This is a genomic window from Streptomyces sp. TLI_105, assembly GCF_900105415.1.
Classification (GTDB): domain Bacteria; phylum Actinomycetota; class Actinomycetes; order Streptomycetales; family Streptomycetaceae; genus Streptomyces.
In genome coordinates this window covers 4,756,671-4,782,429 of sequence record NZ_FNSM01000001.1, presented here as the reverse complement: position 1 = coordinate 4,782,429, position 25,759 = coordinate 4,756,671, and the positions used below count along the sequence as shown (strand labels likewise).

The following is a 25,759-nucleotide window of genomic DNA, read 5'->3' as shown; positions in this document are numbered from 1 at the left end:
TCGATGGTCGGGGGTCACGATCTCGTGATGACGGTTCCGGTGGACTCGGCGAGCAGCCGGCTCACGGGCGCGCTGCCGATGACGACCCGCTGGACACCGCGCTCCAGGGCCTCGCCGGCGGCCCGCAGCTTCTTCCGCATGCCGCCGGTGGCGCCGCGGTCGCGGAAGTCGGCGGCGGCGTCGGCGCTGATCCGGCGGACCGGCTCGCCGTCGATCAGGAGGTGCTCCACGTCGGTGACGAGGGTCAGCGACGTGGCCGCCGAGGCGCCGGCGATGGCGGCCGCGGCCCGGTCGGCGTCCGTGTTGACCTCCTGCCCGGCCGCGTTGCGGGCGAGCGGGGTGACGAGGTAGCAGTGGCCGGGCTGGAGGTTCGTCAGCCGGGCCGGGGTCACCTCGGTGATCGGGCCGACCAGGTTCTCCAGCTCGACGAGCTGCTTGCCCTGCCACCACCAGCGCTCGCCCTCGCCGGCCCGGACCAGGCCGTCGCTGCCGACGACCCGCTCGACGGTGATGCCGCGTCGGGTGAGCCGCTCGGTGACGATCCTGGCGACGTCCTCGCTGACCGTCTTGATGTCGGCGATCACCTCGGGGGTGGTCCAGCGGCTCTGGTTGCCGTAGCGGTCGCGGAGGATCGCGGACGGCTGCGTGTAGCGGGGGTTCAGCTCGCGCAGCGGCTTGGACCAGCCGTGCACCAGGACCAGCGGGTTGTTCCGGCCGTGCTCGGCCAGGTCGTCCCACCAGGCCTCGGACATGTCGTCCAGGCAGCTTCCGCCGAGCTTGACGACGGTGGGGGCGTACGAGGTCTCGCGGCTCAGGGTCTCGGTCATGCCGGCATCACCGGCTGCGCCGTCAGACCCGTCTCCTCGGCCAGCCCGAACCGCAGGTTCAGCGCCTGGATGCCCTGCCCGGCCGCGCCCTTGACCATGTTGTCGAGGGCCGACAGGACCACGATCCGCCTGCCCTCGGGGTCGTGCATGACGGTGACGTCGCAGTAGTTGGAGCCGAGCACCGCCTGCGGGTCGGGCACCGGGATCAGGGTCTCGGTGTTGCGGCGGACCCGGACGAACTGCTTGTCCTTGTAGAACCGGAGGTAGGCGCGCTGCAGCTCGCGGGCGTCGACCTCGTCGTCGGTGAGGACGTACGAGCTGGCCAGCAGCCCGCGCACGTGCGAGACGCCGTACGCCGACATCGACAGGGAGGCGATCTTCCCGGGCTTGGCCCGCTCGAAGAAGTCGCTCACCTCCGCCGCGTGCCGGTGCCCGGTCGGGGCGTACGGGGCGATGGCGCCGTTGCGCAGCGGGTGGAGGTCCGCGGTGCGCAGCGACAGACCGCCGCCGCTGGAGCCGCTCTTGCCGTCGATCATGACCGTCTTGAGGTCCAGGCCGAGCCCGAGCGTCAGCGGGGCGAGGCCGAGGGTGATGGCGGTCGCGTAGCAGCCGGGCAGCGAGATCAGCGAGGCGCCGACGAGCTGGTCGCCGATGAGCTCCGGGACGCCGTAGACGAACCGGTCGGCCAGTTCGGCCGTCCGCTCGACCTTCGGGTACCAGCGCTCGTGCAGCTCCGGGGTGCGGATCCGGAAGGCGCCGCTGAGGTCGATCACACAGGGCACCTGGTCGGCCAGCCGGGCGGCCAGCGCGGCCGACACCGGGGCGGGCGTGGCCAGGAAGACGACGTCGCAGCGGTCCGACAGGTCCGTGTCCGCGGTGGACTCGACGCTCAGGCCCAGGTCCAGACGGAGGCCCGGGTGGAGCTCCGAGGGACGCCGGCCCACGTTGGACGAGCCGCCGAGGAAGGTCAGTTCCAGCTCGGGATGCTGGGTGACCAGGCGGATCAGTTCACCGCCGGCGAGCCCGGAGGCGCCGACGATTCCGACACGGATCATGCGAGGATCTCCTGCACGTAGCGGCTGACGGCGGAGGGGATGTCCACGCCGGTCGCCGAGGTGATCGCCCGGAACGCCGGGGCGTGGTTGACTTCGTTGACGACGTAGCCGTCGGCCGTCTTGAAGAGGTCGATGCCGTAGATGCCCTCGCCGAGTTCGCTCACCACACCGTCGACGATCTTCTGGACCTCGGGGTCGTGGTCCATGGCCTGGTGGCGGTTGCCGAGGGCCGCGTTGCTGCGCCAGTCCTCGCCGGCGCTGGTGAACTCGGCGGCGGCGATCAGCTCGCGGCCGACGACGAAGCACCGTACGGAGCTGCCGCCGTCGAGGAACGGCTCGACCAGGCTGGCCTGTTCGAAGCCGTGGCCGAGGTCCTCGATGTAGTCGTAGACGGACTGGGCGGTGTCCGCGTCGCGGATCAGCGTGACCCGCTTGCCCATGCCGCCGAAGACGGGCTTCAGCACCAGGGGCAGCGGAAGCTCCTTCAGCGTCTTCTCGAAGTCCTTGCGGGAGAGGACGAGGCGGTAGTCCGTGACGGGGACGCCGGCCTTGCGCAGCAGGGTGCGCAGGGCGAGCTTGTTCTCGCAGGCCTGGATCGCGTGGGCCGTGTTGAGGGTCCTGATCCCGGAGGCCTCCGCCTGGACGGCCAGGAGGCCGCCCCGCGTATAGCTCCTGCTGCGGATGAGGACGACGTCGTGACCGCTGAGCGAGGAGTCCTCGGCGCCCAGCGCCAGGGACTCGTCGTTGACCCACTCGATGCGGTGCCCGAAGGCGGGGGCGGTCTCGATCAGCCGGCGTTCCTCCCAGCCGATCCGGTCCGCGACGATGGCGATACTGCTGCCGCTCATTGAGGGACTCCTATCCGGGCGGTGCGGCTCACTGGCCCCAGTCGCGCAGCGTCACTTCGATCATGGCGAGGGAGAGGGTGCCGTCGTCCTCGACGTTCTCGACGCGCAGCGTGAGCATGCACTCGGGGCAGACGAGGGTCTCGCCCTGGACCATCGGCGGGGTGGAGAGGTCGGTCTCGCACTCGGGGCAGACGGCGCTGATGAGCGGGGTGGACATGGATGTCTCCGTTTCGGTGGTGCGGGGTGGGTGTGGGGGATGAAGGATCAGAGGGACCGGAAGTCGACGGCGGCCTTGCGGATGCCGTCCCGGTCCAGGAGCCCGGCGCCGGAAGTCTCCTGACGCTCAATCAGCCACGCGGTGAAGGCGGCGACGTCGAGGTCGGCGGCCTCCTCGGCCAGCGCCCAGCCGACGAGGGCCGTGGTGAGACGGGTGCGCACGCGCAGCTCGCGGCTGTTGCCGACGAGTTCGGCGGGCAGCGTCTCGTACGCCTCGGGGTGGGTGAGCTGGCCGGGCAGCTCGTACGCGAAGGCGTGCGGTGTGGTGGGACCGGACTGGAAGGCCTCGCCGAGCCCGGCTCCCCTGAGCGCCACCTCGGACAGCTCGGTGAGGTGGGACAGGTCGAAGCGGGTGTCGCCGTGGATGATCCGCAGCGAGGTCAGCAGCTCGGCCAGCGGCGCGTTGCCGCCGCGCTCGCCGATGCCGCCGACGGTGGTCGAGATCCACCGGGCGCCGGCCCGGACCGCGGCCAGCGAGTTGGCCACCGCCATGCCCAGCATGTTGTGCGAGTGGATCTCGATCTCGGAGCCGTCGATCGCGGTCAGGTCCGCGATCTTCTCCTCCATCTGCCACGGCGAGAGGTACGCGACGGTCTCCGCGAGCCGGAACCGGTCGGCCCCGGCCTCGAAGCCCGCGGTCACGTACGGGACCAGGCGCTCCTTGGGGGTGCGCGCGCCGTCCTCACCGCTGAAGGTGACGTGGAAGCCGCGCTCCTTGGCCCCCTCGATCGCGGCGCGCGCCACGTTGATCAGGTACTTGCTGCTCGGCGAGGCGAGCTTGAGCGCGGCGTGCTCCTCCGAGGTGGGGATGGAGAACATCACGTTCCGCACGCCCAGGCGCAGCGCCTCGTCGAGCGCCTCCTCCACCTGCCGCCGGTCACGCACCACGACCAGGGTGAGGCTGCGCTCGGGGCCCACGGTCTCGTGCGTGGCGAGGACCAGGTCGGCGTCCTTCGAGGAGGGTCCGGAGACCATTCCGACCTCGACGAGGGACACGCCGGTCTTCACCAGCAGGTCCGCGATGACCGAGGCGTCACGGGGACCGAATTCGACGCCGGCCATGTGGGCCGAGTCCCGCAGGGTCGCGTCGGATATGTGGGGCAGCACCTCCGGGACACTGCCACCGTTCTGTGATACCGCCATTGCCTTTGCTCCTTGATCGAGGCCGTTGGAATGCGGCTGGTGCTGACATCAAGAATCGGCCGACGGCGGAAGGAGGGTCAAGGAGATCCATGTCAGGCTTCCTTGACTTTTGTCAGGGGATGTGAAGCCTGTCAAGGAGTGCAAACACGGAATGAAGTCGGGTGCGAGAAACTTCAATTGACGAGGCATCTGGACCGGGCGGGAAGATTCCCGGTGTCCGGGGGATTCCATCGGGGCAAGCAACAGGAAAGCCAGGAAATCACCCCAGGAGACGGGAATTTCATGATGGACCTTCTCGCGACCCCGCGGCTCGGCGTCGTCGTCCCGCCGGAGAACCCCACGGCGGAGCCGGAGTTCAACCGGCTGGTCGGCGAGCGCATGAACGTGTACACGAGCCGCTTCCCGGTGACGCCCGGCAAGGGGCTCCTCGAGATGCTGGAGGCGTGGAACGAGGCGCTGCCCGACACCCTGGCGGGCTTCGGCGCCATGGGCCTGGACGCCGCCGTCGTCGCCTGCAGCGCCTCGCACTACCTGCTCGCGCCCGAGGGCGACCGGGCCTTCTGCGAGGAGCTCAGCGACCGGGCCGGCTATCCGGTGCGCTCCTCGACCCAGGCCATCCTGACCGCCTGCGAGTGGCTCGGCGTGGAGCGGCTGACCCTGGTCTCCCCCTACGAGCCGTGGCTGACGGACACCTCCGCCGGTTTCTGGCAGGCGGCCGGACTCACGGTGGACGAGGCGCTCCTCGTCCCGGCCCGGGAGGACCACTTCGACCCGTACGAGGTGACGACCGCGGCGATACTCGAGCGGGTCCGCGACGCCCGGCTCGCCGACGACACCGCGCTCCTCTTCACCGGCACCGGCATGGGCACGCTCGCCGCCCTGGAGGAGCTGGGCCGCGACAGCGACCGGGTGCTGCTCACCTCGAACCTCGCCGGCGCCTGGTGGGCCCTGCGCGCGGCCGGCGTCGACATGGACCCGGCCGGCGGCCACCCCCTGCTCGCCCGCCTGGAGCGACACACGACCGCGGTGGCGGCCTGATCCGGCGCGGGGGTCGGGCGCCTGGCCCGGTGCGGGCACAGGCGCCCGGTCCCGTGCGGGCGCAGACTCCTGGCCCGGTGCGGGCACCGGCGCCTGGTCCCGTGCGGGCGCAGATACCGGCGCAGGCGCCCGGCCCGGGGCCGGTGCCGGCGTACGGAAAGGGCGCGGCCGGTCGTCGGGACCGTCCGCGCCCTCGTCGGCGGCTCTGGAGCCGTACCTGCTCAGACCCGGGCGCGATGTCTCTGGGCCGTGCCGATCTTGTAGCCGACCCCGTGCACCGTGACGATCCACTTGCTGGAGCCCAGCTTGGCCCGGAGGCTGCTGACGTGGGTGTCGATGGTGCGGCTGGACGCCGCGCGGTCGGCCTCCCATACCTTCGCCATCAGCTCCTTCCGGGACACGACCCGCTCGGGGGTGGACGCCAGCGCGTACAGGAGTTCGAACTCCTTCGACGTCATGTCCACCAGTCGGCCGCCGAGGCGCACCTCCCGGGACCGCCCGTCGATGTGCAGCGGTCGCAGCGAGATCGACTGCGGAGCGTCGGCGGTCTGCGCGTTCGCCCGGCGGAGCACCGCCCCTATGCGCGCGATGACCTCGCGGGAACCACAGGTCTTCACCACGCAGTCGTCCGCCCCGGCCTGGAGCGCGAGCACCCGGTCCAATTCCGTGTCCCGGCGGCTGAAGGCGATGACCGGCGTGTCGCCGGCAGCTCTTATCGCCCGGCACACCTCCAGGCCGTCCATGTCCGGAAGTTCGAGATCGAGCAGCACGATATCGGCCCGTGGCAGATGTTTCAGCGCGTCCGATCCGGTCCCCACTCCCCTCGCCTGATATCCCTGGCGCCGCAGGTTCTGGATGGTGGAATCGATCGATTCCGAATCCTCCACCACGAGTGCATTCACCATCTGGACGTCAACTCCCTTGGTCTGGCTTGTGAATACCGGTCCCGATAACGTCAGGCGCTCTGCGGCAGCCTTTCGTCGAATGCCCCCGCGTGGAGGAGCCGGTCATAGACGTGAGCGGCGGAAACCAGGGTCATGTGGTGGTGCCAGCCGGGAAAGGAGCGGCCCTCGAAGTCGAGGAGCCCGTAGTCCCGTTCGAGCGCGGACACCGTCAGGCAGGTCCCGGCCTGCGCCTGGGCGAGGGTCGTCAGCTGCTCCACCCGCCGCCCGGTCAGGCTGGTGATCCACACCCGGGGGGCGCGGGAGTCCGCCGGGCGCCACTCGGTGAAGAGCCGGTACGTCCGGCAGGAGCCGGGCAGCCGCACCAGCTCGGAGACCACCCGCAGCTGCCGGCCCCGGCCGCCCGGCGCGGCCAGGGTCACCGCGCGCGGCGGCAGGACGTGGTGGTGCTGGAGGAACTGCCGGGCGCCGACCGGGCCGAGGGGCGCGTCGGCGGCGCCGGGGACGGCCCGGGAGACGCGCGAGTCGGCGGGGAGCACCGGCAGGGCGGCCGGCACCGCCACCACGAAATCGTGGCCGCGCCGGTCGAGGCCCGCGAGGAGCCGTCCGACGTCGAGGTGCTCGCTCAGGTCGGCCACCACCGGCACGTGGGCCGGCAGTCGGCGGGGCAAGGCGTCCGAGACGGAGTCCACCAGGTCGAGGACGTGCTCCCACACGGGCCGGTGCCGGGCCGAGTCGGGGACCCGGGCGCGCTCGCGCAGCTTCGCGTCCTCGTTCCACTGCTCGGGCAGCAGCAGCCGCCACTCCACCGGCAGGTCCTCGTCGCCGGTGGTGACGAAGGCCCCGAGTCCGACCTGGCAGCTGATGGTCCGCCCGGCGGCGGGGACGAACCGGCGGTGCACCCCGCAGGTGTGCTCGCCCCGTTTGGGCAGGACGACGGTGCCGATGGTCAGCGCCCGTAAGGGGAAGTGGTCGCCCGTCAGCCGGATCAGCTCCTGCCGGGCGGGCACCCAGTCCCAGGGGCTGGCGCTGATGAACTGGTGCAGCGACTGGGAGGCGGTGGCCGGGGCGGTGGAGACCGCGGCGGCGAGCCGGCGGATGGACTTCCGGCCCGGCGTGGTCAACAACCCCTGCAGGTAGAGCTGGGCCCAGCGGCGCTGGTCCGCTCTGGGCAGGTGGGCGAAGACCGAGTCCGCGAAGTGGAAGACCCGTGTGTCGTGGCCCGGATCCGCTGCTCCGGCCATGCGGTGTTCCGCCATGCTGCGTTCCCTCCCCGTCAGGCGACACCAGAAGAATAACGAACACCCTCTTTTTTTTGCGAGAGGGGGGAGCGGTCCTGTCCGACTTAGCCAAGTCGGACAGGACCGGTCGGTTCTCGGCCAGTCCGCGGGGCGGCGCCGGGGCCCGAGCACCGCCCCAGGACCCCGGCACCGCGCTCCTGGCCCGAGGCCGCACCCCTGGCCCGACGCCGCACCCGTGCCTGGCACCGCACCCCTGGCCCCGCGCGGCGCTCCTGGCCCGAGGCCGCACCCGTGCCCCGGCACCGCACCGGGCCCCGCCGCCGACCGCGTGCGAACGGCCGGACGGCCGCGCCGGGGCCGTACCGCACCGACGCGGACGTCCACCCCGGCGCGGCCGGCCCTCGGCTACGCGCCCGCGCCCGCCCGCCTGGCGGGGAAGCCGTGCGCGCGCGCCCCGACCACCACGGCCAGGACCGGCACGATCAGGATCAGGACGCTCCACGGGAAGGACCCGGAGCCGAACCGGTCGAGCAGCAGCCCGCCGACCAGGCCACCGCCGGCCATGGCCACGTTCCACAGGGTCACGAGCATGGCCTGTGCCGCGTCGGCGGCCTCCTCGCCGCCCGCGTCGCCCGCGGCCGTCTGGAGCAGGGTCGGCACGCCGCCCCAGCCGAGGCCCCACAGCGTCACCGCCGCGTAGATGACGACGGTGTTGCCCGAGAGGACGGCGAGCGCGGCGGCCGCCAGCGCCATGAGCAGCACGCTCGCGATCGTCAGCGCCCGCAGTCGGCGGTTGATCCGTGCGCCCACCACCCAGATGCTCACCAGGGATGCGGCGCCGAAGACGAGTAGCACCAGGTCGGTCGAGTCGCCCAGACCGAGCTGGTCGAGGAAGATCGAGATGAAGGTGTAGAGGATGGTGTGCGCGAGCACGAGGACGAGCGTCACGAAGAGGACGGGCGTCACGCCGGGCACCCGCAGCGCGCTCAGCATCGGCGCCCCCTTGCCCTCCTGCCTCTGCCCCGGATAGTCCGGCACGGCCGCGGCGATCCAGCCGAGCAGGATCACCGTGAGGCCGGTCATGACCAGGAAGGCCACCTGCCAGCTCACGGCCTTGCCGAGGAAGGTGCCGGCCGGGACGCCGAGCGAGAGGGCGACCGGGATGCCGGCCATGGCGATCGCGATCGCCTTGCCCTGGAGGTGCGTCGGCGCCATCCGGCGGGCGTAGCCGGCGAGCAGGGCCCAGGCGAGGCCCGCGGCCACACCGGCGACGAACCGGGCGCCCATGGTCAGCAGGTACGAGGTGGAGACCGCGGTCACCGTGTTGGCGACGGCGAAGCCGGCCATCGCGGTGAGCAGCAGCCTCTTGCGCCGCCAGGCGGCGGTGGCCGCGGTCAGCGGGATCGCGGTCAGCGCGGTGCCGATCGCGTAGACGGTGACCGTCTGTCCGGCCGCGGACTCGCTGACGCCGAGGTCGCCGCTCATCGCGGGCAGCAGACCGGCCGGCAGGGTTTCGGTGAGGCTGGTGATGAAGACCGCCGTGGCGAGGGCGAGCAGGGCGAGCAACGGCAGCCGTTGCGGCTCGGCCTCCTCCGTCCGTACGTCGGCGGGCGCGTGTGTGGTCATGGGGTATCAGCTCGCATCTCGGCCCGTCCGGGCTCGGGTGTCGTGGGGTGGGGGGTGGGCTTCAGGACCCGTCGGCGGGACCGGCGTCCGCCCGGTAGCCGAACTGTCCGTCCAGGAGCGACCGCAGCCGTCTGCGGCCGCGGTGCAGACGGGAGTTGACGGTGCCGCAGGGGACGCCGACGAGCGAGGCGATCTCCTCGTACGGCAGCCCCTCGACGTCGGCCAGGTAGACGACGGTCCGGAAGTCGCAGGGGATCGCCCGCAGCGCCTCGCTGATGAGCGGGTCCGGGACCCGGGCCATGATCTGGGCCTCGACCGAGGGCAGCCCCTCGGCCGTGTGCGAGGCCGCGCGGGCGAGCTGCCGGTCCTCGATGTCCGAGCTGGCCGCGTACGTCTGCTCCACCCGCCGCTTCCGGCAGGCGGTCAGGTGGACGTTGGTGAGGATCCGGTGGAGCCAGGCCCGCAGATTGGTGCCGGGCCGGAACTGGTGGAAGCCGCGGTACGCCCGGGCGTACGTCTCCTGCACCAGGTCCTCCGCGTCCGCGGGATTCCCGGTGAGCCTCATGGCCTGGGCGTACAGCTGCGGACGGTAGCCGACGGCGTCCCGCACGAAGCGGGCCGTGCGCTGCTCGTCCGTCTCGGTGGCGGGGGCAAGGGTCGTGTCCGTCATGCCCGGGAGCATTACATAGAAAACGTTCGGTTTTCTTTTGGGGCAGGAGGATGCGCGACGACCTTGGCAACTTCCGGAAGGGCATGTGAGGTTGACCCCTCCGGCACGGGTCCGGCCCGCCGCTGTGGGGGGACGCGGCGGGCCGGGTTCGGACGCACTAGAAGGCGGAGACGACCGCCATCTCGGCGACGGCGGAGAAGGCGGAGGCCTCACCCTGGAGGGCGTCCACGCGCAGCCGGTGGCGACCGGGGGCGGACTCCCCGGGAAGCGCCTCGGCCTCGATCCAGCAGGGCGAGTCGAACTCCACGTACCGGTTGAAGCGCACGTCCATGAAGAGCGGCAGCGCCGCCCCCCGGGACGGGTTCAGGGCGTGGGCCGCCTGCCGTACGGACTCCAGCATGACCATGCCCGGCACGTGGTCGACGGGGTGGTCGAAGAGGACCGGGTGCGCGGTGTCCACCCGCAGCCGCCAGCGGCCGAGCTCCCCGGACGGGGAGAGCACCACGTCCTGGTCCCGGCCGCGGCCGACCAGGCCCGGGGGGAGGGGCGCCGTCGGCACGGGCGCGGCGAGGAACATCCCGGCCGCGTCGCCGCGACCCGCCCGCAGCCTGCGGTACACCTCGGGAGAGTGACAGCCGAACTCGGTCTCGACCGCGGCGAACGGCACCCCGTCGCGGACGAGTTCGATGTGCATCCGGATCGAGGCGGGCAGGGACCGGAGGTAGCGGATGTCGGAACAGGAGACGCGCAGCTCGACCTCGGCCGGCGTGCCCTTGATGTGCAGGCCCGAGGGGTCGACCTCGTACCGCAGGTCCCGCCAGCTGAGCTGGTAGCCGAAGGGCATGTCGTACGCGGCGTGGGCGAGCAGCGGAAAGGTCTGCCGGGCCGTCTCGCACAGCATCAGGGGGTCGTACAGCCCGTGCTCGGAGCTGTAGAAGCAGTGGCTACGCGGCCACTGGGCGGTGACGGTGAAGGAGTCGGGTCCGTTCCTGTGCCAGCCTGTCAGGAAGACCTCGGACAGGGCCGCCCGGTGGACGTACTCGCGGGGGACCGTGGTGGTGAGCGGAGTAGGTAAAACCTCAGAACGTTCCTTGATAAGCATGCCTCTCCCCGTGGCGCGCATGTGGTGCCCGAGTGGATCTACCGATCGCACGGGCTTGTCTGTAAAATAAGGGCGTTCGTTTTTTTTGTCGAGGGGAACCCGGGCTTCCATGGATGAGCCGAAGCAGGAACGGGCGGTGAAGACGCGGGACACCATCCTCCACGCGGCCGCCGAGGTGTTCGACGAGTGCGGCTTCAGCGGAGCCAGCATCAGCAAGATCATGAGCCGGGCCGGGGTGACCCAGGGCGGCATGTACTTCCACTTCAAGTCGAAGCGCGGCCTCGCCATGGCCGTAATGGCGAGCCAGCAGGACTTCGTGGAACCCCCCAAGGGCCCCGCGGGCCTCCAGGCGCTGATCGACCTCACCTTCTACCTGGCCCGCGAGCTCCAACGGAACGTACTGTTCCGGGCGAGCGTGCGACTCGCGGTCGAGCAGGGCGAGTTCGGCGTCCGGAGCGACACGGCCTACCAGGAGTGGGTGGACCACTTCCTGAAGCACCTGCGCGTGGCGCGCGAGCTGGGCGAGCTCCTGCCGGACGTCGAGGAGGCCGACTTCGCCACGACCCTCGTGGGCGCCTACACCGGGACCCAGCTCTACTCGAACATCGCGAGCGAGCGGAAGGACCTCCCGCAGCGCGTCTCCCTGCTGTGGCGCTTCACGCTGCCGGCCATCGCGACCCCCGAGGCCCGCGAGCTCCTCCGCATCCGCCCGGGCAAGGGCGGCCTCCCCGCCTGACACCCCCCGACGCCGGCCGCGACGACGACTGTCGCGGCTGCGTCGGCCGGGACGGCGACTGCTACGACTGCGTCGGCCTGGGCGGCGACTGCTACAGCCGTGCCGGCCGGAAAGGCGGCCGACGCGGCCGGTCAGGCCTGCCCGGCACCCCGATCCACTCGGGTGTCCACGGCTTCTCCGCCTCCCCGGCCGACCCGGCCCCCCTGGCCTACCCCGCCTCCCAGCCCTCCCCGGCCTGCCGGGGTTCGGGGGTGGCGCTTGCCTCACCGGTGTCGCCCGTGGCCGAGACTCCCGCGAGGGCCACCCACCAGACCCGGTTCAGCTGGTCGGCGGGACCCTCCGGTTCGCCCTCCGCGTCCAGGCGGGCGCGCAGCGAGGTCTCCGCCCCGCCGGCCAGGTACTCCACCAGGGTCGTCACGTCCTCCGGCGGGGCGCCGTCGCGGAGCTGGCCCGCCCGGTGGGCCTCGTCGAGCAGGTCGCGGACCGTCGGCAGCCAGATGCCCGACCAGGAGGCGCTCTCCGCGAGCTCCCGGGCCAGCCGGACGCTCGCCCGCACCAGGACCTCACGCTCCATCAGCCGCGCGAGCTCGACGGTGAGGTCGACCACCGCGCGCAGCGCCGAGGTCCGCTCCGCGGTGACCCGCTTCAGCGCGGCCCGCGTGACGGCGCTCCCTTCCTCCCGTACGGCCTCGGCCAGATCGGCCTTGGAGGCGAAGTGGAAGGTGACCGCCCCGATGGACACGCCCGCGGCCTTGCTGATCCGGGACAGCGACGTACCGGCGTATCCGTCGCGGTCGAACTCCACCGCGGCCGACCGAACGAGTCCCGCGCGGGTGCGTACGGCCCTCTCCTGTTTCACCATGCTGACTCCGAATGAGCTCCTGGAAAGAGCATCCTCGGCGCGCGCCCCGAGGGCCGACAACGCCGAGTTGGTCAAGATGCAACGCGTTTTCTCCCCGCTCCCGCCCCGCACCCCCGCGGAGGCGACCCGACGGAGGGGCCCCACCACTCCCACGGGACACGACAGCACCTAGAAAGAGAACGTTCGCTATTCTTTGGCCATGGCCACCCTCCCGCCCGACGACGCCGTCTCCCGCTTCACCGAGCGGGTCTTCGAACCGCTGGCGCGGGCCGACCAGCGCGCCTGGGCGCGGAGATACCTGCGGGCCCTGCTGACCACCCCCGGCAAGAAGTCGGTCCGCCGGCTGGCCGCCAGCGTCTCGGCCTCGCCGACGGCGGCCCAGGCCCTGCACCAGTTCGTCAACGTCAGCCCCTGGGACTGGACGCCGGTGCGCGAGGAGCTGGTCCGCTGGACCGAGCGGCGGCTGGCCCCGCAGGCCTGGGTCGTCGACCTGGCGGTGCTGCCGAAGCGCGGGGAGCATTCCTGCGGGGTGCACCGCAGGTTCGTCGCCGCCGCCGGACGGTCCGTCACCTGCCAGGTGGGAGTGGGCGCTTTCCTCGCCACGGCGGCCGAGGCGGTCCCCGTCGACTGGCGCCTCCAGCTGCCCGGCGCCTGGGGCAAGGAGCCGCACCGCCGCCGGCGCGCCCGGATCCCCTGCGACGTGGGCTACCGGCCGCCCGAGCAGCACGCCCTCGAACTCGTCGACGCCCTGGCCGGGGCGAGCCGCACCGCCCCCGTACCGGTCGTCGCCCACCTGGGCGCGACCCCCCGGGCGGGCTCTCTCGTGCGGGGGCTCGCGGCCCGGAACCGGGACTTCGTGTTAGCCGTCCCCGACGGACTGCGGGTGAGGACCGCCCGGTCCCCCGGCCACCTGCCCCACCCCCGCGGCGAGGAGCACGGCCCGGTGCACACGGCCCGCGGGGTGCTCGACCACGGCCTGGGCCCGCTCCGCACCGAGGAGGCGGTCCGCCCCGGCGGCCGCGGGCACCGCGCCGCGGTCGCAACGGCTCTCGTCCATCCCGTCGGCCGTCCCCCGGCGGGTCCCCCGCACCGCGCCTACCGCCTCTTCACGGTCCGCCCCGAGGAGAGCCGGCCCCCGTCCCAGCTGTGGCTCACCAACATGACCCACGCCCGCACCGAGAACCTCCTCGCCCTCACCCGTCTCCCGGCCCGCACCCGCCAGACCACCCGCCGCCTGGAGGACGACCTGGGCCTCCTCGACTTCGAGGGCCGCTCGTACCCCGGCTGGCACCACCACATGACCCTGGTCTCCGCCGCCTACGCCCTCCGCCACCTCCACCACCGGCCCTGCGCGACCGTCGGAGTGTGACGAAGACACGACGAGGCCCCGGCCCGGCCCCCCGGCACACCGGCGCAAGATCCCGACAGCGCGCCATCTCCCCGTACGCCGAGCACACCACCGGCTGCACCGGCGGCGGCGAGCAGGCCCTCACGGCCGATCACCAGACCCCTGCCCCAGGAGACGCTCCGCCTCCTGAGGCAGGGGCCTGGTGACGACGCGGTCGCCAAGCACCTCGGTGTCCCGCCCCGCACGGCTCGCCGTATCGCTGCGGACCTGATGGAGAAGCTCGGGGCACGCGGCCGCTTCCAGGCGGGCACGCGGGCCGTCGCCAAGGGCCGGCTGACCGGCGAGGAGTGGGAGCCCGCCTCGACCGGCCGCGCCCGTCCTCAGCGTGCCTCACTGTTCGTGTTCTTGAGGGCGAGTGCGGCCGCGAGGCCGGCGGGGGTCGCGACGTCGTAGAAGCGCCAGTCCGGCACCTCCGCGCCCTCCCCCACATGGTCATGCGCGGCGCCCGTGACGAGCCCGGTACCGAGGCCCTTGAGGTAGGCCTCCTTCCGCGCCCGGATGCGGGCGAAGACGGCAGACCTCCGGTCGGGTGGGGCGAATCCCAGGAGAGCCTGCTCCCGGGGGTGCAGGATGGCGGCGAGTTCGTCGGCGACCTCCGTCGCCGGGTGGACCTGCAAGCTCACGCCCACCGCCGTACGGGCCAGGGCGATCAGGCAGTACCCGGCCCGCCAGGAGAGCGAGAACTGCAGCGAGCTGCCCGTGACGACCGGCCTGCCGTGGTCGGCGCCGCCTGCCGGCCCGTCGGCCCGCGAGAGCGGTACGTCCTCGGGCGCCCGCCCCAGGTGGGCCCCGAGGATGCGGCGCAGCGCGATGCGCGAGGTCATGTAGTGGGCGCGGTCCAGGGGTGAGCGGAAGGCCGTGGCCTGGGCCCGCTCCTTCTCGTCGAGCAAGGCCGTCGGGTCCGGCTCGACGACACCGGCCGCCAGGTCCACCAGCCACAGCCGCGGGCCCGCGAAGGGCTGGACGAGTTCGGCCAGGTGGTCGGAGCGGTAGAGCCGCGGGGTGACCAGCGCCGCGGGAGGGGGTGCGGTGGATCCGGTGGCGGTCTCGTGGGACAGCAGAGTCGTGGACATGGTGTTCCTTCGACGAGGGCGGCAGGGATACGAGTGCGGGGGCTCGGGCTGCTCGGGGCGGCGGCCCTCGCCGTCAGGCGGTGGCCGGCGCGCCCAGGGAGGCGGGCGCGAGCAGTTCGTCGCACCGCACTCGGACGCCCGGTTCGGAAGGCGGCGGCCATCTCCTGTCAGGGCAAAGGGCCCTGCCCGAGACGGATCCGATCCACAGGCGTGGCCGGGATGCACTGACAGACCGCCGGCCGTGCCGTTCGGACCGATCCCCTCGCGCCGTTGCCCCTGAACAGCGAAGGCGCAGCCGTCAGGGCCGGAAGGACAACGGCCTCCACGACCGGTTCAGGGGCCTGATCCGCGAGAGCGGGTCGGGCCCTGAGTGGTTTCCGGGGCGTCGTCACAGCGGGCGCTGGAAGAGTCCGGTGTTCAGGAGCGACACACCGAAGAGCGGGGAATCGGGTGACTGTCTCCTCATGGCGCGCAGCTCGATCTCGGTGAAGGCGGGGAAGAGGCCCCGCAGGTCATCGAGGGTGTAGGCCAGTCCCCCGTCCAGGCTGCGCGTGCGGTAGAACTCCTCGTCGGGCAGTCTCGAACCCGTCGCTCCCGAGGCGAAGCACGCGAGCGCGAAGTGGCCGCCGGGGGCGAGCGCCCGTTCCAGCAGAGCCAGGTAGCTGACACGGCGGTGCGGCGGCAGGTGGTGCAGGCAGCCGGAGTCGTAGATCAGGTCGTAGCGGCCCGGCGGCAGATCGACGGTGAAGATGTCACCGCAGTGGAAGCGGACGTCCACGCCGGCTTCGCGGGCCCTCTCCTGACCCCAGGTCACCGCGGTACGGGAAAGGTCCACCGCGTCCACCTCGTAGCCCTGCGCGGCGAGGAAGACGGCGTTGCGCCCGGGCCCGCAGCCCAGGTCCAGGGCCCGGCGGGGCGTGATGAGACCGCGTTCCAGGTACGAGGCCAGGTTCTCGTCCGGCTTGTCGACGAAGAACGGGATGTCCCGGGAGCGGTTGGCGTAGAACTCGTCCCACCAGTCGCAGGATCCGTCCGTCCAACGGTCCGTCTCCGCGGTGAACAGTCGATCCAGCATGTGCAGGACGTCGTCCACCGTGCGGATGTCACGGGTCACTGCAATTCCTCCTCATCGGCCACGCCCTGCGATCGGCATGACTCATTGGTGTCCCCGTCATTGCGGGCCCACGGGGCGTCTCCCGCCGAACCGGTCGGGAGACGTCCGGAGGCCCCGTGTGTCTGTCAGACCATCCGGATGACGAGCATGCCGTCATGCCCCCGGTGGCCCACCGTCTGGAAGACCACTCCATCGACCCGATCGGAGCTGCTGACCAGCTCGAGTACCCGCTGGGTGGCGCGGACGGCGCCGTTCGACGTCTCCAGGTCCCGGACTTCGCCGGACCTCACGACGTTGTCGAAGACGATGACGCTGCCGGAGCGGCCCAGTCGCAGGCAGCTCTCGAAGTAGGTCACGTTGTTGTGCTGGTCGGCGTCGATGAAGAAGAAGTCGAAGGGCTCGGCCTTCTCCTCCGCGAGCTGTGCCAGCTGTTCGGCGGCATTGCCCACGCGGACCTCGGCACGGTCGTCGAGCCCGGCCGCCTTGAGGTTGTCCGCGGCGACCATGGCGTGCACGGGATTGTTCTCGATGGTCACCATGCGGCCGCCCGGAGGCAGCGTCTTCGCCAGCCACAGGGCGCTGTAGCCGCCGAGGCTTCCCACCTCGAGGATCCGCCGGGCACCGGCTATCCGTGCCAGCAGGCTGATCTGCTTGCCCTGAAGCGCGGAAACGTTGATGACCGGCAGGTCCGCCTGCTCGCTGACCTCCAGCGCGCGTGCGAGGTCGGGATCGGGCGCACACAGCACGCCACTGAGAAAGGCTTCGGTCTCGGACCAGGTGTCGACAGCCATGACAGAGAGTTCTCCTAAGCGGCGAGGGAAGTCGGGCCGGGGGACGAGGCGTCCATCTGGTGCGCCCAGAAGTGCCGTGCGTACATGCGCCGCCAGACGCCCATCATGTGCGTCAGGGCCTCGATCTCCGGCGGGGTGAGATCCGGGTGCCAGAAGTCGAAGAGCAGCACCGTCCGGCGCTCCTCGCCCTCGTTCCACACCTCGTGGTCATAGGAGTCGTCGAAGACGAATGCCTTGCCCTCCTGCCAGGCGCGCGTCTCCGAGGCGACCCGGATGCGGGATCCCTCGGTCGCCACCAGGGAGAGGTGGCAGCGCAGGTGGGCGTTGCTGAAGCCGGAGTGCGGGCGGATGTGCGTACCTCCCATGATGGTCGAGAAGTACGTCATGCCGCTGTCGGTGGCGCCGTGAATGGCCGAGAGCGTCTTCAGCGTCTGCGGGAACGCGGAGACGTTCTTGGCGTACGGCCGGCCGATGCACGACAGGTACAGCGCACGCCACTTGCCGTCCTCGGCCAGCCCCGTGGGATGCGATACGGCCCCGTCGAGGTTGACGCCCAGGGCCTGCAGCTCCCCGAGGATCGCGGGAGCGGCGGCCTCCAGCTCGTCGAGCCAGGGGAAGTCGTCGCGGCTCCACCACGGTCGGGCCGTGAGACCGGGGAAGTAGATCTCCGGCGTCTGCGCACCGCCCACCTCGCCGACCCGCCCCTCGGCGGTGATCTCCAGTCCCTCTCTGATGCGTTCGACCTGCGTGGGGTCGACCTTCCCCTGTGCGAGCCACCGGTCGAACTCCCGGGGGCCTTCGGTGATCCACAGTTCTTCCATGTTCCTGTTTCCAATCCGGCGGGAGAAGCCAGCCCGCCGATAGTCGAGTGCTCAGGAGGCCCGGGGCCTGTCCGGCGGATCAGGGCCTAGGCGGAACCGAGCAAGGACGTCAGCCGGTCCACAGACCGCTGTCCGGGCTCGGGAGCGGCGCCGGCGACGAAACCGGTCATCGTCTGCCGCAAGGTCGTCCCCGCCGTCGGGTCCACCCGGTTGATGCAGTGGATGGTGCCTTCCTGGACGAGGACCAGTCGGTTCGGCTTCGGCACGATGGCCGTCAGAGCGTGCGAGGCCATGCTCGCCTTGGCTTCGACGGCCTCCATCGCGGACATGCCGGTCGTATCGACGTCGACGGCCTCGGGATCGGCGTCCAGGATGACCAGTTCGCCGGCCCAGGACGCCCTCCACTCCTCGTGAAGGAAGAAGACGAACTCCCCCAGCCGGCCGGTCGCCACGTCGTTGTGCCAGCCCAGTCGGCTTCCCGCGGGGTACTGCCAGAAGCTGAAGCCGACCGACGACCAGTCCTCCCCGGGCACGCCGAACATGTCCGGATGCGCGCCGAGTTCCCCGAGGATCGTCCGGAAAGCCGCGGGCTGCGCGTCCTGCTCCCGCGACGCGGCCGTCGGCGCCCCGGTGTCCTGTCGGAGCACGGCTCCACGGGAGCGGAAGGCGTGCCCGTCCGTCTCCGGATAGATGACACTGGCGACTTCTTCGAAGCGTCTGCGCTTCATCAGCGAACGGATCTCAGCAAGTTCGTTCGCCGGCAGGAAGTCATCGATGACCCGGTACCGTGCGCCACTGGCGACGATGTTCATGAATATTCGACCTTTCTCTCTGTCCGACTCAGCGCCCTGCGCGCCGACAGTCCGCGAGCGCCCGTGCCAGACCGAGGACCGTGCGCGATTCGGGAGTCACGGCCACCGCGTCAGGAAGGAGGAGGTCGAAGCGCTCTTCGAGCACCGTGAGCACCTCCAGCCAGGTCAGGGAGTCGAGACCGAGCTCCGCGGGCGATTTCAGCAGCGTGTCCTGGTCCGCCGCGTGCAGGCACCGCAGCCGGGCCAGTACGACATCGTCGACCCCGGCGTTCCCGGCGGCGGAGACGATCGCGTCTATCACCGCCGTCAACCCGTCGCGGGAATCCGACACCATCTGTTCACTCATTTCGCCCTGATCCATTCCGTGAGCGCAGTACGGTCCAGCTTTCCGATATCGGTTCGCGGGAATTCCGCGAAGACCCTCAACCGTGGTGCGAAACCGGGCGGAACGCTCGCGTACAGCGCGTTCTCCACGGTCTCTCGCGAGGGCGGCCGTCCGGACACCACCGCGTAGACGTCCTCGAACTCCGCGTCGCCGGCTCGGGGGAGGACCAGGAACTCGACCTCCTCCACACCCTCCACCTCACCGACGGCGGCCCGGATGGAGGAGACGTCCACGAACTTGCCGTTGGCGCGTACGACTCCGGGCTCGCGCTCGACGAACCACACCTGGCCCGAGGCGTCACGCTCGACGATGTCCCCGGTCCGCCACAGAAGGGAGTCGCGTACGGGCTCGTGTGCGTAACCCCAGACAGGAGTCGCCGTGCGCACGAGCAGTTCGCCTCGGGATCCCGGATCCGGACCGACGATCCCGACAGCGGGGATCGGCTGCCCGAGCCCGCGGGAACCGATGAACATCCCTCCGGTCTCGCTCGACCCGTACCCCCGCGTGATCGGAACTCCGAAGCGGGCCACGCAGGCGGCGTCCAGCTCGTCCGAGACCGTGCCGGCACCGACGAGGATCGCCTGCGGCCGGGAGTCACCCTTGCGCCGGGTCTTCGTCAGCAGCCGCAACAGGGCCGGGGTGACGGCCAGCTTGGTGCTCTTGCCCCGGTCCAGGTCGTGGGCCACACCCGAGGGCGTCGCGAACGGGCGGGCGTCGACCCGGCACCCGGACAGGAGCGCGGCGAGCGCCACTCCCGAACCGAAGGAATGCGCCACCGGTACGGGGATCCTCACCGTGTCCTCGACACCCAGTCCCATGCCTCCGCGGTAGCCCACGTGCTCCGCGCGGATGCTCTCGACACTGCGCCTCGCGAGTTTGGGCTCGCCGGTGGATCCGGATGTCTCGTGCAACAGACCGAGACCGGCCGGGACCGGCACGGCCGCGGTGGCGCGCCGTGCCACCGTGATCTCCTCGGCGGACCCGGGAGTGACGGTGAAGGACGCGCCGTGCCCCTCGAACGTCCCCGGCTCGCGGGGCGTCACCCACGCGGCGGCGCCGATCTTCCAGCACGCGACCACGGCTGCCAGGAGCGTCTCCGACGCGAGGCCGGAGAACACGAGCAGGTCGCCGTCCGTGACACCTGCCTTCCCGTACTGCTCGGCGCACCGCGTGATGCGGCTCGCGGTGGCCTCCGGGAGCGCCTCGCCGATCCGTCCTCCGGACGAGAGGACGGCTTCGGCCAGTCCGCGCCGGGCCTCAGACACCGGAATCGGGGGCCGGTGTCGCGGACTGGATCAGCCGGTCCATCCCGATGATGGGAAGAGCCGTCACGAAGGCACCCGCCACACCGATCCACAGGCAGGGCACGACGCCGATGTGCGAGCCGAGCCAGCCGGCCAGGATCGCCGCCACGGGCATGCTTCCCCACACCACGAAACGGATCGAGGCGGTCATCCGGGCCAGCATGTTCTTGGGACAGACCCGCTGCCGCACACTCACCTGCGCGATGTTGAAGGTCACCGCGCCCCAGGTCATTCCGAACTGGCCGAGGACAAGCAGGACGACCGGGATCACGAAGGCGGACTCGTCCAGGGATCCGGCCACGGGGAAGGCCACCATGGAGACGCCCGCAAGCAGGAGGCCGACCGCCATGACCGTGCCCGCGTCGAATCGTGCACGGACCTTCGGGAGGGTGAGAGAGGCCAGCAGGCCACCGAGCGTGCCGACGCCGAGGACGACCCCCATGACCGTGGAGCCCAGCCCCAGCGTCCTCAGGATGAGCAGGGGCGTCAGCGTCATGGTGATGGTGGCGAAGAAGTTCGACACCCCCACCGAGAGGATCAGCCGCCGCAGTACCGGGTTGACCACGACGAACCGGACGCCGTCCAGGATGTCCCGCGCCAGCCGGGAGTCCTCTCCCGCCTTCTCACGGCGGGACGGTTCGGAGTCCTTGACCGTCGCCAGGAATCCGGCACACACCACGTAGGCCACCGCGTCGATGGCGATCACCACGGGCGCGCTCACCGCCTTGAGGAGGAGTCCCGCCGCGGCCGGCCCGCCGGCCGCGGAGATCTGGGCCGACGACTCCAGCCTCGCGTTCGCCCTTTCGATGTCCTGGTCGGGGACGATGAACGGCACGTACGACTGGTACGCGACGTCGAAGAAGACGGAGGCGAGACCGACGACCACCGCGACCGCGTACAGCCACACGAGCGAGAGCTGGTCGAAAGCCCACAGCACGGGGACGCCGGCCAGCACGACGGCTCGCACCACGGCCGCCCTGATCATGGTGGTCCGCTTCGACCATCGATCGACCCACGCACCGGCCGGCAGGCCGATCAGCAGATAGCACACGGTGAGCGCGGCGGTCAGGTAGCCGACCTCCGCCGCCCCGGCGTGGAGGGTCTCGATCGCGACCACGGGCAAGGCCACCATCCCGAAGCGCTGGCCCACTTGCGACACGGTCTGTGCGGTCCAGAACCGCAGGAACCGGCTGCTGCTCGCTTCCGACACGGCGGTGTCGGACACGGAGACGCTCATCAGGCCGCCACCCCACTCGTCAGGCGCTGCTCGATGAACCTCGATCCGCCCAGTTCGAGCCCGGAGGACCGGACGAGCCCCCGCACGTGGTCGAGGGTGACGACGAAACGGTCCTTCCCGTAGATCAGATAGCGCTTCTGGTCGCCGGCGCTGGAGAAGTTGACGGTCATCACGTTGGCACCGGCGTCCAGGCCGCGTGACTGCCCCCCGCTGCCCACCCGCTCCAGCGCACTGACCGACGGGATCAGCAACCGCGGGTAGCGCAGCCGGAGAACGGCGATGACGTTGAGCGCCAACTCGTTGTCCCCGATCGGCGAGATGCTCATCGGCGTGTTCGGAGCCGGGATGAAGGGACTCACGCTGCACATGTCCACACCGAGCTCACCCGCCAGCTCGATGTCGTCGATGATGCTGTCCAACGACTGCCCCGGCAGGCTGGAGATCAGCCCCGTGCCGACCTTGAAGCCCACCTCCTGGAGATCCCGCATACACCGCAGGCGGGACTCCAGGGTTTCGTGCCGAAGGCTGAGGTGGAGTTCGGGATCGCTCGTCTCGTGCTTGAGGATGTAGCTCGTCGCGCCCACGGCACGCAGTCGCTCGTACTGGGCCCGCTTGAGGTTGCCGACGTTCAGCAGGATCTCGACCCGGTCGTCGTACAGCTGCCGGATCCGCGGTATCACCTCCTCCAGGAGAGGCATCAGCGCCGGCGTCTCGCCGCCCTGGAGCAGGATGACGTCGATCCCGTTGTCCCGGATCAGTCCGGCCAGCTCGACGATCTTGTCCGCGGCCAGGAAGTAGGTGTCGTTCTCGCGTACGTTGTCACGACGCATCGGGCAGTAGTCGCAGTTCACCCGGCAGACGTTGGTCAGCTCGATGACACCGCGCAGCACGACGGCCGCACCGAAGTGCTCGTTCCGTGCCTTCCGGCTCTCCGCGAACAGCTGCTCCTGCTCAGGACCGCGTGCCAACAGCAGCCGGCGCATTTCATCACGACTCAGCAAGACGTTCCTTCTTCCTCACGAATCTCGGGCAATGTCATGTCGACGACCATCTGCGCCATGCGGCCGGGGTCGGCATCCGCCTCCCGGTACGTCGATATCGCGTCGACCAGGGACGGACGGAAATCTATTTCTCGGGACGTGCCGTTGACCGTCACCAGCACTCGGCCGTGATCCACCAGCCGGTCACCGAGGAAGAGACGCAGCCGCGAGCAACCGGACGCGCGGATGACCAGGTGCGTACGGTCCACCGCACGGGCGTCCACGGTCGCCGTGCTCCCGGGGTGGAGATCGTCCATCTCCACCCAGTGGGCCCGGCTGTGCGCCCTCTCGCGGGCACGGTGCCGGACATGTCCGGGCCACGGCATTCGCTTCGCGGCGCCGAAGCACCGAACGACCTCGTCGAATTGCGGATTTCCCGGCTCGATCCCCATCGTGCTCAGCTTGTGTTCCCCATCCGGCACCTCGACGAACGAAATGCCCTGATGGCCCCGGCCCCGCAGATGCGTCACGGCGTCACGGGCGAGGACGAGGGGGATCTGCTGATCCCGGACTCCGTGCACCACCGTCAGCGGCACACCCAGGACATTGGGCAGCAGCTCACGCATCGTGTTGTCGGGCCCGAACATCTCCCAGATCGAGGGCGCGCCGTTGATGGACGTCGCCATGGCGAGGCCGTCCCAGCGACGTGACGCCATGCTCCACGTCGCGATGCCTCCCATCGAGGCCCCCACCAGAGCGCAGCGGTTCACGTCGACGGCCAGGTGTTCACGGGCCCAGCGCAGTGCTCGCACGGGGAAATCGCCCGGATCCGTCGTCCACCGAGCCTCCCGGAATCGGCTGCCGAAGATTCCGGCCACGTCGAAGTTGCTGCTCGTCCCGAACGGTTGAAGCGCGGTCGGGCACAGCAGGACCGCGCCGCAGGCGTCGGCGAGCGCGCGGAGGTGGTCCTGAAGCACCGCTCCGGAGCTCCCGACGCCGTGCAGGCCCACGATCAGGCCCGGCGGACGCCCGTCCCGGCGCGACGGCACGTACAGCTCGGCCTCGGTCGGCCGCCCCCAGGCATCCAGCAGCTTCACGGTCTCCGACCGGGCGGCTTCACCCGCGTCGGCCGTCGAGAACAGCAGTCGCTCAAGACGTCGCGGATCGATCCCTTGTCGCCGGAACAGCCCTGCCGCCGCCTCGGGGCTCTCGTCCAGGCAGACGCGCCGCGCCGCGTGCGCTCCGATCACGGCGTCCTCAGCTCCGTCGCGGCCGGGTGAACCGACGTACCCGAGGGTTCCGCGCCCGCGAAGGACACCATGCCCAGAGCGACCGGGGAACGGCTCAGCCGCCGCGCTCCCCGGCCGACCATGGCCAACGCGGCCGGAACGTCCGCTGCCTCGACCACCACTTCGACGGCGGTCGCGCCGGCCGACACCGCGGTGTCCTCGACGGCGGCCAGGAAACCGTCCAGGTCACCCATCGAACGGCACGGGTTGCCGCTCAGGACGAGTCGTGAGCGGTCCAGCACCCAGGCGAGCCGGGTACCCGCCGAGGGACTCCGCGGAACACCGAGCAGTTCCTGGACCATGGGAGCCGCTTCGCCTTCGCCCGGAACGACGAGCGTGCCGGACGTGCGCGGGGGCGTCCCGGTCGGACGCTCCGCGTCGGAGCCGTACGGCATCCGGACGAGGTAGCGGTGCAGGAGCGGGCCGACACGACGCAGCCGCAGCCTGGTGGCCAGACGCACCTCGGGCTTGCTCGGCTCCACCCAGGCGGCGACACCCTCGTATCCGGCCTCCCGAGCCCAGTCCCGGATGGCGAACGCCACACCGAGCGCGGCCCCCGACCCCCGGAACCGCTCGTCGACGAAGACGCCCTTCAGCAGCAGGTGCCGGTGCCATCGCATGGCCCGGTGCACCGCCGCCAGCTGTCCGTCCGGGGTGAACAGGCCCATCCAGCAGTAGTCCGCTTCGGCCGCCAGTTCTCGGCGGATGACGTCGGCGTCGACATCCTCGAACGGGCAGAGCCGCAGGGCCGCGTCGACCTCTCCGTCATGAAGGCGGCGTGCCGTCGGCCCCGGCCCCGTACGCGCGCTCGCGAGGGGCGCGACATCAGTTTCCGCAGCCACCGCCACTGCCTCCTCCTACCCCGGACAGGGCAAGGTAGGTGGTCCCCGGGGGAGCGATCGTGGGCATCGCTTCTGTTTTCGCCATCTTGCGCGCAGCCGCACGGCCGGCCATCAGGTTCATCATGAGTTGGGGGGTTATGAATCTGGATTCCAGATCCTGGACGATCCAGTTGAAAACGTCGAGATCGAAGGGATAGAAGACGGGATAGAGCAATTTATCGTCGTCCGCTCCGAGTTGCCTCGCGAGGGCGGTCTCGGGCAACACCCGATATCCGACGTGCATCACGAGTTCGTCATCGCGGAGATTCTCGTTGATGAAACGGGCACTGTTTCGAACCGACTCCCTGTTCTCGCCCGGTCCGCCGAACACGACGTTCACCTTCACCGGAAGGTCGTTCTTGCGGCTGCGCTCCAGGAATCGAGACACGTGCCGACTCGAGAAGGACTTCCCCAGGTTGCGCATCATAGCGTCGTCGAGGCTGTCGGGTGACACCACGACGGCTTCCACTCCGCTGTCCTGGAGCATTTCGCCGAATTCATCATCAAAGGGCTTCGGCGTGAAGTACGCCGACCAGGTCAAGCCATCCAGGGAGAGATCCTTGACGAGCTGGACGACTTCCTTCGCGAACCGCAGTTCGCTGTTGAAGATACCGTCCGTGAAGAAGATGCGCCTGAATCCCGCCCGGTGGATACCGCGGATCTCGTCCGCCAGGACTTCCAGCGGCTTGAGGTCTCCGGCGTTGTCCCCTTCGATGTACGCGTACGGGCAGTACCCGCAGGTCTGGTAACAGGTCTTCCGTCGGGTCTCCACGCCGATCATCGCCTGGTGCGCGTTCGTGTACGCCGCCATGAGCGAGGCCGGGTGGTGCAGGGTGTCGGTGAGGAATCCGCAGTGCCGCCTCCCCTGGAGCACACCCCCTCTCCCCTTGAAGGACGGCGGGTTCGTCGCGATGTCGAGCATGACCTGCTCACCTGGGCCGATGACTCCCACGTCGAGCCCGAGCCTACCGACGAGCGTGTCGCCGAACAGGCTGAACCCCGGCCCGCCCCCGACCAGCACCGGGTCCAGCCCACGCCGGTCGAGCTCGGCCCGCACGCGCTTCGCGAAGGAGACGTACTCATCGACATGAGTGCTACAGGTGATGTCGATGGGGTCGATATTCCGGATGGTGAACCCGATGACATCCCATTCGTGACCGAGCCAATCGAGGTCGGTCAGACCGGCCGGCTCTGCAACGAAATCCATGAGTCGCGTCACGTGGCCCGCGCGGTCCAGGGCGTCCTGGACACACCGGACACCGATGGGGAATATGGGTTGATTCCCGTCCATGGGAAGACTGGCCAGGTTGACCAGCAACACGCGTGACATACAAAACC

Annotated in this window: 26 protein-coding genes; 3 read left to right on the top strand and 23 right to left on the bottom strand. The window is 70.6% G+C overall.

Translation table 11 applies throughout. The annotated features are described in order from the left end of the window. Positions 1-14 precede the first annotated feature (14 nt). From BLW86_RS21955 to BLW86_RS21935, 5 genes are read right to left on the bottom strand one after another with little or no spacing between them, the layout of a single operon-like run. On the bottom strand, positions 15-827 hold the full coding sequence (locus BLW86_RS21955) for an amino acid kinase family protein (RefSeq protein WP_093875622.1): 813 nt from the start codon (positions 825-827) through the stop codon (positions 15-17). Next, positions 824-1,882 (bottom strand): N-acetyl-gamma-glutamyl-phosphate reductase, encoded by a 1,059-nt coding sequence (gene argC / locus BLW86_RS21950; protein ID WP_093875621.1) that lies wholly within the window; start codon positions 1,880-1,882, stop codon positions 824-826. Before argC ends, BLW86_RS21955 begins: the two co-directional genes overlap by 4 nt. Beyond that, positions 1,879-2,730: an ATP-grasp domain-containing protein gene (locus tag BLW86_RS21945; protein ID WP_093875620.1), complete on the bottom strand. Its 852-nt coding sequence runs from the start codon at positions 2,728-2,730 to the stop codon at positions 1,879-1,881. Before BLW86_RS21945 ends, argC begins: the two co-directional genes overlap by 4 nt. Positions 2,731-2,758: 28 nt before the next feature. Continuing rightward, positions 2,759-2,947, bottom strand: a complete 189-nt coding sequence (locus BLW86_RS21940; RefSeq protein WP_093875619.1) for a lysine biosynthesis protein LysW — start codon at positions 2,945-2,947, stop codon at positions 2,759-2,761. 47 nt (positions 2,948-2,994) lie between these two features. Further along, positions 2,995-4,149, bottom strand: a complete 1,155-nt coding sequence (locus BLW86_RS21935) for an isopropylmalate synthase (RefSeq protein WP_093875618.1) — start codon at positions 4,147-4,149, stop codon at positions 2,995-2,997. Between the two features lie 285 nt (positions 4,150-4,434). Here BLW86_RS21935 and BLW86_RS21930 point away from each other — a divergent pair, with 285 nt between their 5' ends. Continuing rightward, a complete protein-coding gene (locus tag BLW86_RS21930) occupies positions 4,435-5,187 on the top strand; it encodes a maleate cis-trans isomerase family protein (protein WP_093878792.1) in 753 nt (250 codons plus the stop codon). A 221-nt stretch (positions 5,188-5,408) separates the two neighbouring features. Here BLW86_RS21930 and BLW86_RS21925 read toward each other — a convergent pair whose 3' ends face one another. From BLW86_RS21925 to BLW86_RS21905, 5 genes are all read right to left on the bottom strand, one after another. After that, positions 5,409-6,092 (bottom strand): response regulator transcription factor, encoded by a 684-nt coding sequence (locus BLW86_RS21925; RefSeq protein WP_093875617.1) that lies wholly within the window; start codon positions 6,090-6,092, stop codon positions 5,409-5,411. Between the two features lie 50 nt (positions 6,093-6,142). Next, positions 6,143-7,348 (bottom strand): IS701 family transposase, encoded by a 1,206-nt coding sequence (locus BLW86_RS21920; RefSeq protein WP_093875616.1) that lies wholly within the window; start codon positions 7,346-7,348, stop codon positions 6,143-6,145. A gap of 387 nt (positions 7,349-7,735) precedes the next feature. Then, positions 7,736-8,956 (bottom strand): MFS transporter, encoded by a 1,221-nt coding sequence (locus tag BLW86_RS21915; RefSeq protein ID WP_093875615.1) that lies wholly within the window; start codon positions 8,954-8,956, stop codon positions 7,736-7,738. Between the two features lie 61 nt (positions 8,957-9,017). Then, positions 9,018-9,626 carry a sigma-70 family RNA polymerase sigma factor gene (locus BLW86_RS21910; RefSeq protein ID WP_256341384.1) on the bottom strand — a complete coding sequence of 203 codons (609 nt, stop codon included), beginning with the start codon at positions 9,624-9,626 and terminating at the stop codon, positions 9,018-9,020. Between the two features lie 157 nt (positions 9,627-9,783). Next, positions 9,784-10,728 carry a ScbA/BarX family gamma-butyrolactone biosynthesis protein gene (locus BLW86_RS21905; RefSeq protein ID WP_093875613.1) on the bottom strand — a complete coding sequence of 315 codons (945 nt, stop codon included), beginning with the start codon at positions 10,726-10,728 and terminating at the stop codon, positions 9,784-9,786. Between the two features lie 109 nt (positions 10,729-10,837). Between BLW86_RS21905 and BLW86_RS21900 the strand changes: the two genes are divergently transcribed. Next, entirely contained in the window at positions 10,838-11,464 is a 627-nt protein-coding gene (locus BLW86_RS21900; protein ID WP_093875612.1) for a ScbR family autoregulator-binding transcription factor, read from the top strand. A gap of 208 nt (positions 11,465-11,672) precedes the next feature. On the opposite strand, the gene BLW86_RS21895 is transcribed toward BLW86_RS21900, so the two are convergent. After that, on the bottom strand, positions 11,673-12,326 hold the full coding sequence (locus BLW86_RS21895; RefSeq protein ID WP_093875611.1) for a TetR/AcrR family transcriptional regulator: 654 nt from the start codon (positions 12,324-12,326) through the stop codon (positions 11,673-11,675). A gap of 199 nt (positions 12,327-12,525) precedes the next feature. On the opposite strand from BLW86_RS21895, the gene BLW86_RS21890 reads away from it, so the two are divergent. Then, a complete protein-coding gene (locus BLW86_RS21890) occupies positions 12,526-13,695 on the top strand; it encodes an IS701 family transposase (protein WP_093875610.1) in 1,170 nt (389 codons plus the stop codon). A gap of 359 nt (positions 13,696-14,054) precedes the next feature. Here the strand turns inward: BLW86_RS21890 and BLW86_RS21880 are convergent, their stop codons facing one another. The 12 genes from BLW86_RS21880 to BLW86_RS21825 all read right to left on the bottom strand — a co-directional run bounded on the left by BLW86_RS21880 (position 14,055) and on the right by BLW86_RS21825 (position 25,742). Beyond that, complete coding sequence (locus BLW86_RS21880; protein WP_093875608.1) at positions 14,055-14,807, bottom strand: 4'-phosphopantetheinyl transferase family protein; 753 nt, start codon at positions 14,805-14,807, stop codon at positions 14,055-14,057. A 388-nt stretch (positions 14,808-15,195) separates the two neighbouring features. Continuing rightward, positions 15,196-15,921 (bottom strand): class I SAM-dependent methyltransferase, encoded by a 726-nt coding sequence (locus BLW86_RS21875; protein WP_093875607.1) that lies wholly within the window; start codon positions 15,919-15,921, stop codon positions 15,196-15,198. A 125-nt stretch (positions 15,922-16,046) separates the two neighbouring features. Then, on the bottom strand, positions 16,047-16,712 hold the full coding sequence (locus BLW86_RS21870) for an O-methyltransferase (protein WP_093875606.1): 666 nt from the start codon (positions 16,710-16,712) through the stop codon (positions 16,047-16,049). A gap of 14 nt (positions 16,713-16,726) precedes the next feature. Then, positions 16,727-17,533 (bottom strand): aspartyl/asparaginyl beta-hydroxylase domain-containing protein, encoded by an 807-nt coding sequence (locus tag BLW86_RS21865; RefSeq protein ID WP_093875605.1) that lies wholly within the window; start codon positions 17,531-17,533, stop codon positions 16,727-16,729. An 86-nt stretch (positions 17,534-17,619) separates the two neighbouring features. Further along, the gene (locus tag BLW86_RS21860; protein ID WP_093875604.1) at positions 17,620-18,345 is read right to left on the bottom strand and encodes a 2OG-Fe(II) oxygenase; all 726 of its coding nucleotides are present in this window, start codon (positions 18,343-18,345) and stop codon (positions 17,620-17,622) included. Between the two features lie 28 nt (positions 18,346-18,373). Next, positions 18,374-18,706: a phosphopantetheine-binding protein gene (locus tag BLW86_RS21855; protein ID WP_107466110.1), complete on the bottom strand. Its 333-nt coding sequence runs from the start codon at positions 18,704-18,706 to the stop codon at positions 18,374-18,376. After that, positions 18,688-19,995, bottom strand: coding sequence for an AMP-binding protein (locus BLW86_RS21850; RefSeq protein WP_177181719.1), 1,308 nt, complete (start codon positions 19,993-19,995; stop codon positions 18,688-18,690). Before BLW86_RS21850 ends, BLW86_RS21855 begins: the two co-directional genes overlap by 19 nt. Then, a complete protein-coding gene (locus BLW86_RS21845; protein WP_093875601.1) occupies positions 19,988-21,271 on the bottom strand; it encodes an MFS transporter in 1,284 nt (427 codons plus the stop codon). The genes BLW86_RS21850 and BLW86_RS21845 overlap by 8 nt, the downstream gene beginning before the upstream one ends. Beyond that, positions 21,271-22,272 (bottom strand): biotin synthase BioB, encoded by a 1,002-nt coding sequence (locus BLW86_RS21840; RefSeq protein WP_143060268.1) that lies wholly within the window; start codon positions 22,270-22,272, stop codon positions 21,271-21,273. Before BLW86_RS21840 ends, BLW86_RS21845 begins: the two co-directional genes overlap by 1 nt. Next, entirely contained in the window at positions 22,266-23,501 is a 1,236-nt protein-coding gene (locus BLW86_RS21835) for an alpha/beta hydrolase (protein ID WP_093875599.1), read from the bottom strand. Before BLW86_RS21835 ends, BLW86_RS21840 begins: the two co-directional genes overlap by 7 nt. Beyond that, a complete protein-coding gene (locus BLW86_RS21830; protein WP_143060267.1) occupies positions 23,498-24,382 on the bottom strand; it encodes a GNAT family N-acetyltransferase in 885 nt (294 codons plus the stop codon). Before BLW86_RS21830 ends, BLW86_RS21835 begins: the two co-directional genes overlap by 4 nt. Then, complete coding sequence (locus tag BLW86_RS21825) at positions 24,366-25,742, bottom strand: B12-binding domain-containing radical SAM protein (protein WP_177181718.1); 1,377 nt, start codon at positions 25,740-25,742, stop codon at positions 24,366-24,368. Before BLW86_RS21825 ends, BLW86_RS21830 begins: the two co-directional genes overlap by 17 nt. Positions 25,743-25,759 lie beyond the last annotated feature (17 nt).

Bases quoted from the DNA above. Each gene is read 5' to 3' on its own strand.
- BLW86_RS21955 (WP_093875622.1), bottom strand. From the start codon at position 827: ATGACCGAGACCCTGAGCCGCGAGACCTCGTACGCCCCCACCGTCGTC.
- argC (WP_093875621.1), bottom strand. From the start codon at position 1,882: ATGATCCGTGTCGGAATCGTCGGCGCCTCCGGGCTCGCCGGCGGTGAA.
- BLW86_RS21945 (WP_093875620.1), bottom strand. From the start codon at position 2,730: ATGAGCGGCAGCAGTATCGCCATCGTCGCGGACCGGATCGGCTGGGAG.
- BLW86_RS21940 (WP_093875619.1), bottom strand. From the start codon at position 2,947: ATGTCCACCCCGCTCATCAGCGCCGTCTGCCCCGAGTGCGAGACCGAC.
- BLW86_RS21935 (WP_093875618.1), bottom strand. From the start codon at position 4,149: ATGGCGGTATCACAGAACGGTGGCAGTGTCCCGGAGGTGCTGCCCCAC.
- BLW86_RS21930 (WP_093878792.1), top strand. From the start codon at position 4,435: ATGGACCTTCTCGCGACCCCGCGGCTCGGCGTCGTCGTCCCGCCGGAG.
- BLW86_RS21925 (WP_093875617.1), bottom strand. From the start codon at position 6,092: ATGGTGAATGCACTCGTGGTGGAGGATTCGGAATCGATCGATTCCACC.
- BLW86_RS21920 (WP_093875616.1), bottom strand. From the start codon at position 7,348: ATGGCGGAACACCGCATGGCCGGAGCAGCGGATCCGGGCCACGACACA.
- BLW86_RS21915 (WP_093875615.1), bottom strand. From the start codon at position 8,956: ATGACCACACACGCGCCCGCCGACGTACGGACGGAGGAGGCCGAGCCG.
- BLW86_RS21910 (WP_256341384.1), bottom strand. From the start codon at position 9,626: ATGACGGACACGACCCTTGCCCCCGCCACCGAGACGGACGAGCAGCGC.
- BLW86_RS21905 (WP_093875613.1), bottom strand. From the start codon at position 10,728: ATGCTTATCAAGGAACGTTCTGAGGTTTTACCTACTCCGCTCACCACC.
- BLW86_RS21900 (WP_093875612.1), top strand. From the start codon at position 10,838: ATGGATGAGCCGAAGCAGGAACGGGCGGTGAAGACGCGGGACACCATC.
- BLW86_RS21895 (WP_093875611.1), bottom strand. From the start codon at position 12,326: ATGGTGAAACAGGAGAGGGCCGTACGCACCCGCGCGGGACTCGTTCGG.
- BLW86_RS21890 (WP_093875610.1), top strand. From the start codon at position 12,526: ATGGCCACCCTCCCGCCCGACGACGCCGTCTCCCGCTTCACCGAGCGG.
- BLW86_RS21880 (WP_093875608.1), bottom strand. From the start codon at position 14,807: ATGTCCACGACTCTGCTGTCCCACGAGACCGCCACCGGATCCACCGCA.
- BLW86_RS21870 (WP_093875606.1), bottom strand. From the start codon at position 16,712: ATGGCTGTCGACACCTGGTCCGAGACCGAAGCCTTTCTCAGTGGCGTG.
- BLW86_RS21865 (WP_093875605.1), bottom strand. From the start codon at position 17,533: ATGGAAGAACTGTGGATCACCGAAGGCCCCCGGGAGTTCGACCGGTGG.
- BLW86_RS21860 (WP_093875604.1), bottom strand. From the start codon at position 18,345: ATGAACATCGTCGCCAGTGGCGCACGGTACCGGGTCATCGATGACTTC.
- BLW86_RS21855 (WP_107466110.1), bottom strand. From the start codon at position 18,706: ATGGATCAGGGCGAAATGAGTGAACAGATGGTGTCGGATTCCCGCGAC.
- BLW86_RS21845 (WP_093875601.1), bottom strand. From the start codon at position 21,271: ATGAGCGTCTCCGTGTCCGACACCGCCGTGTCGGAAGCGAGCAGCAGC.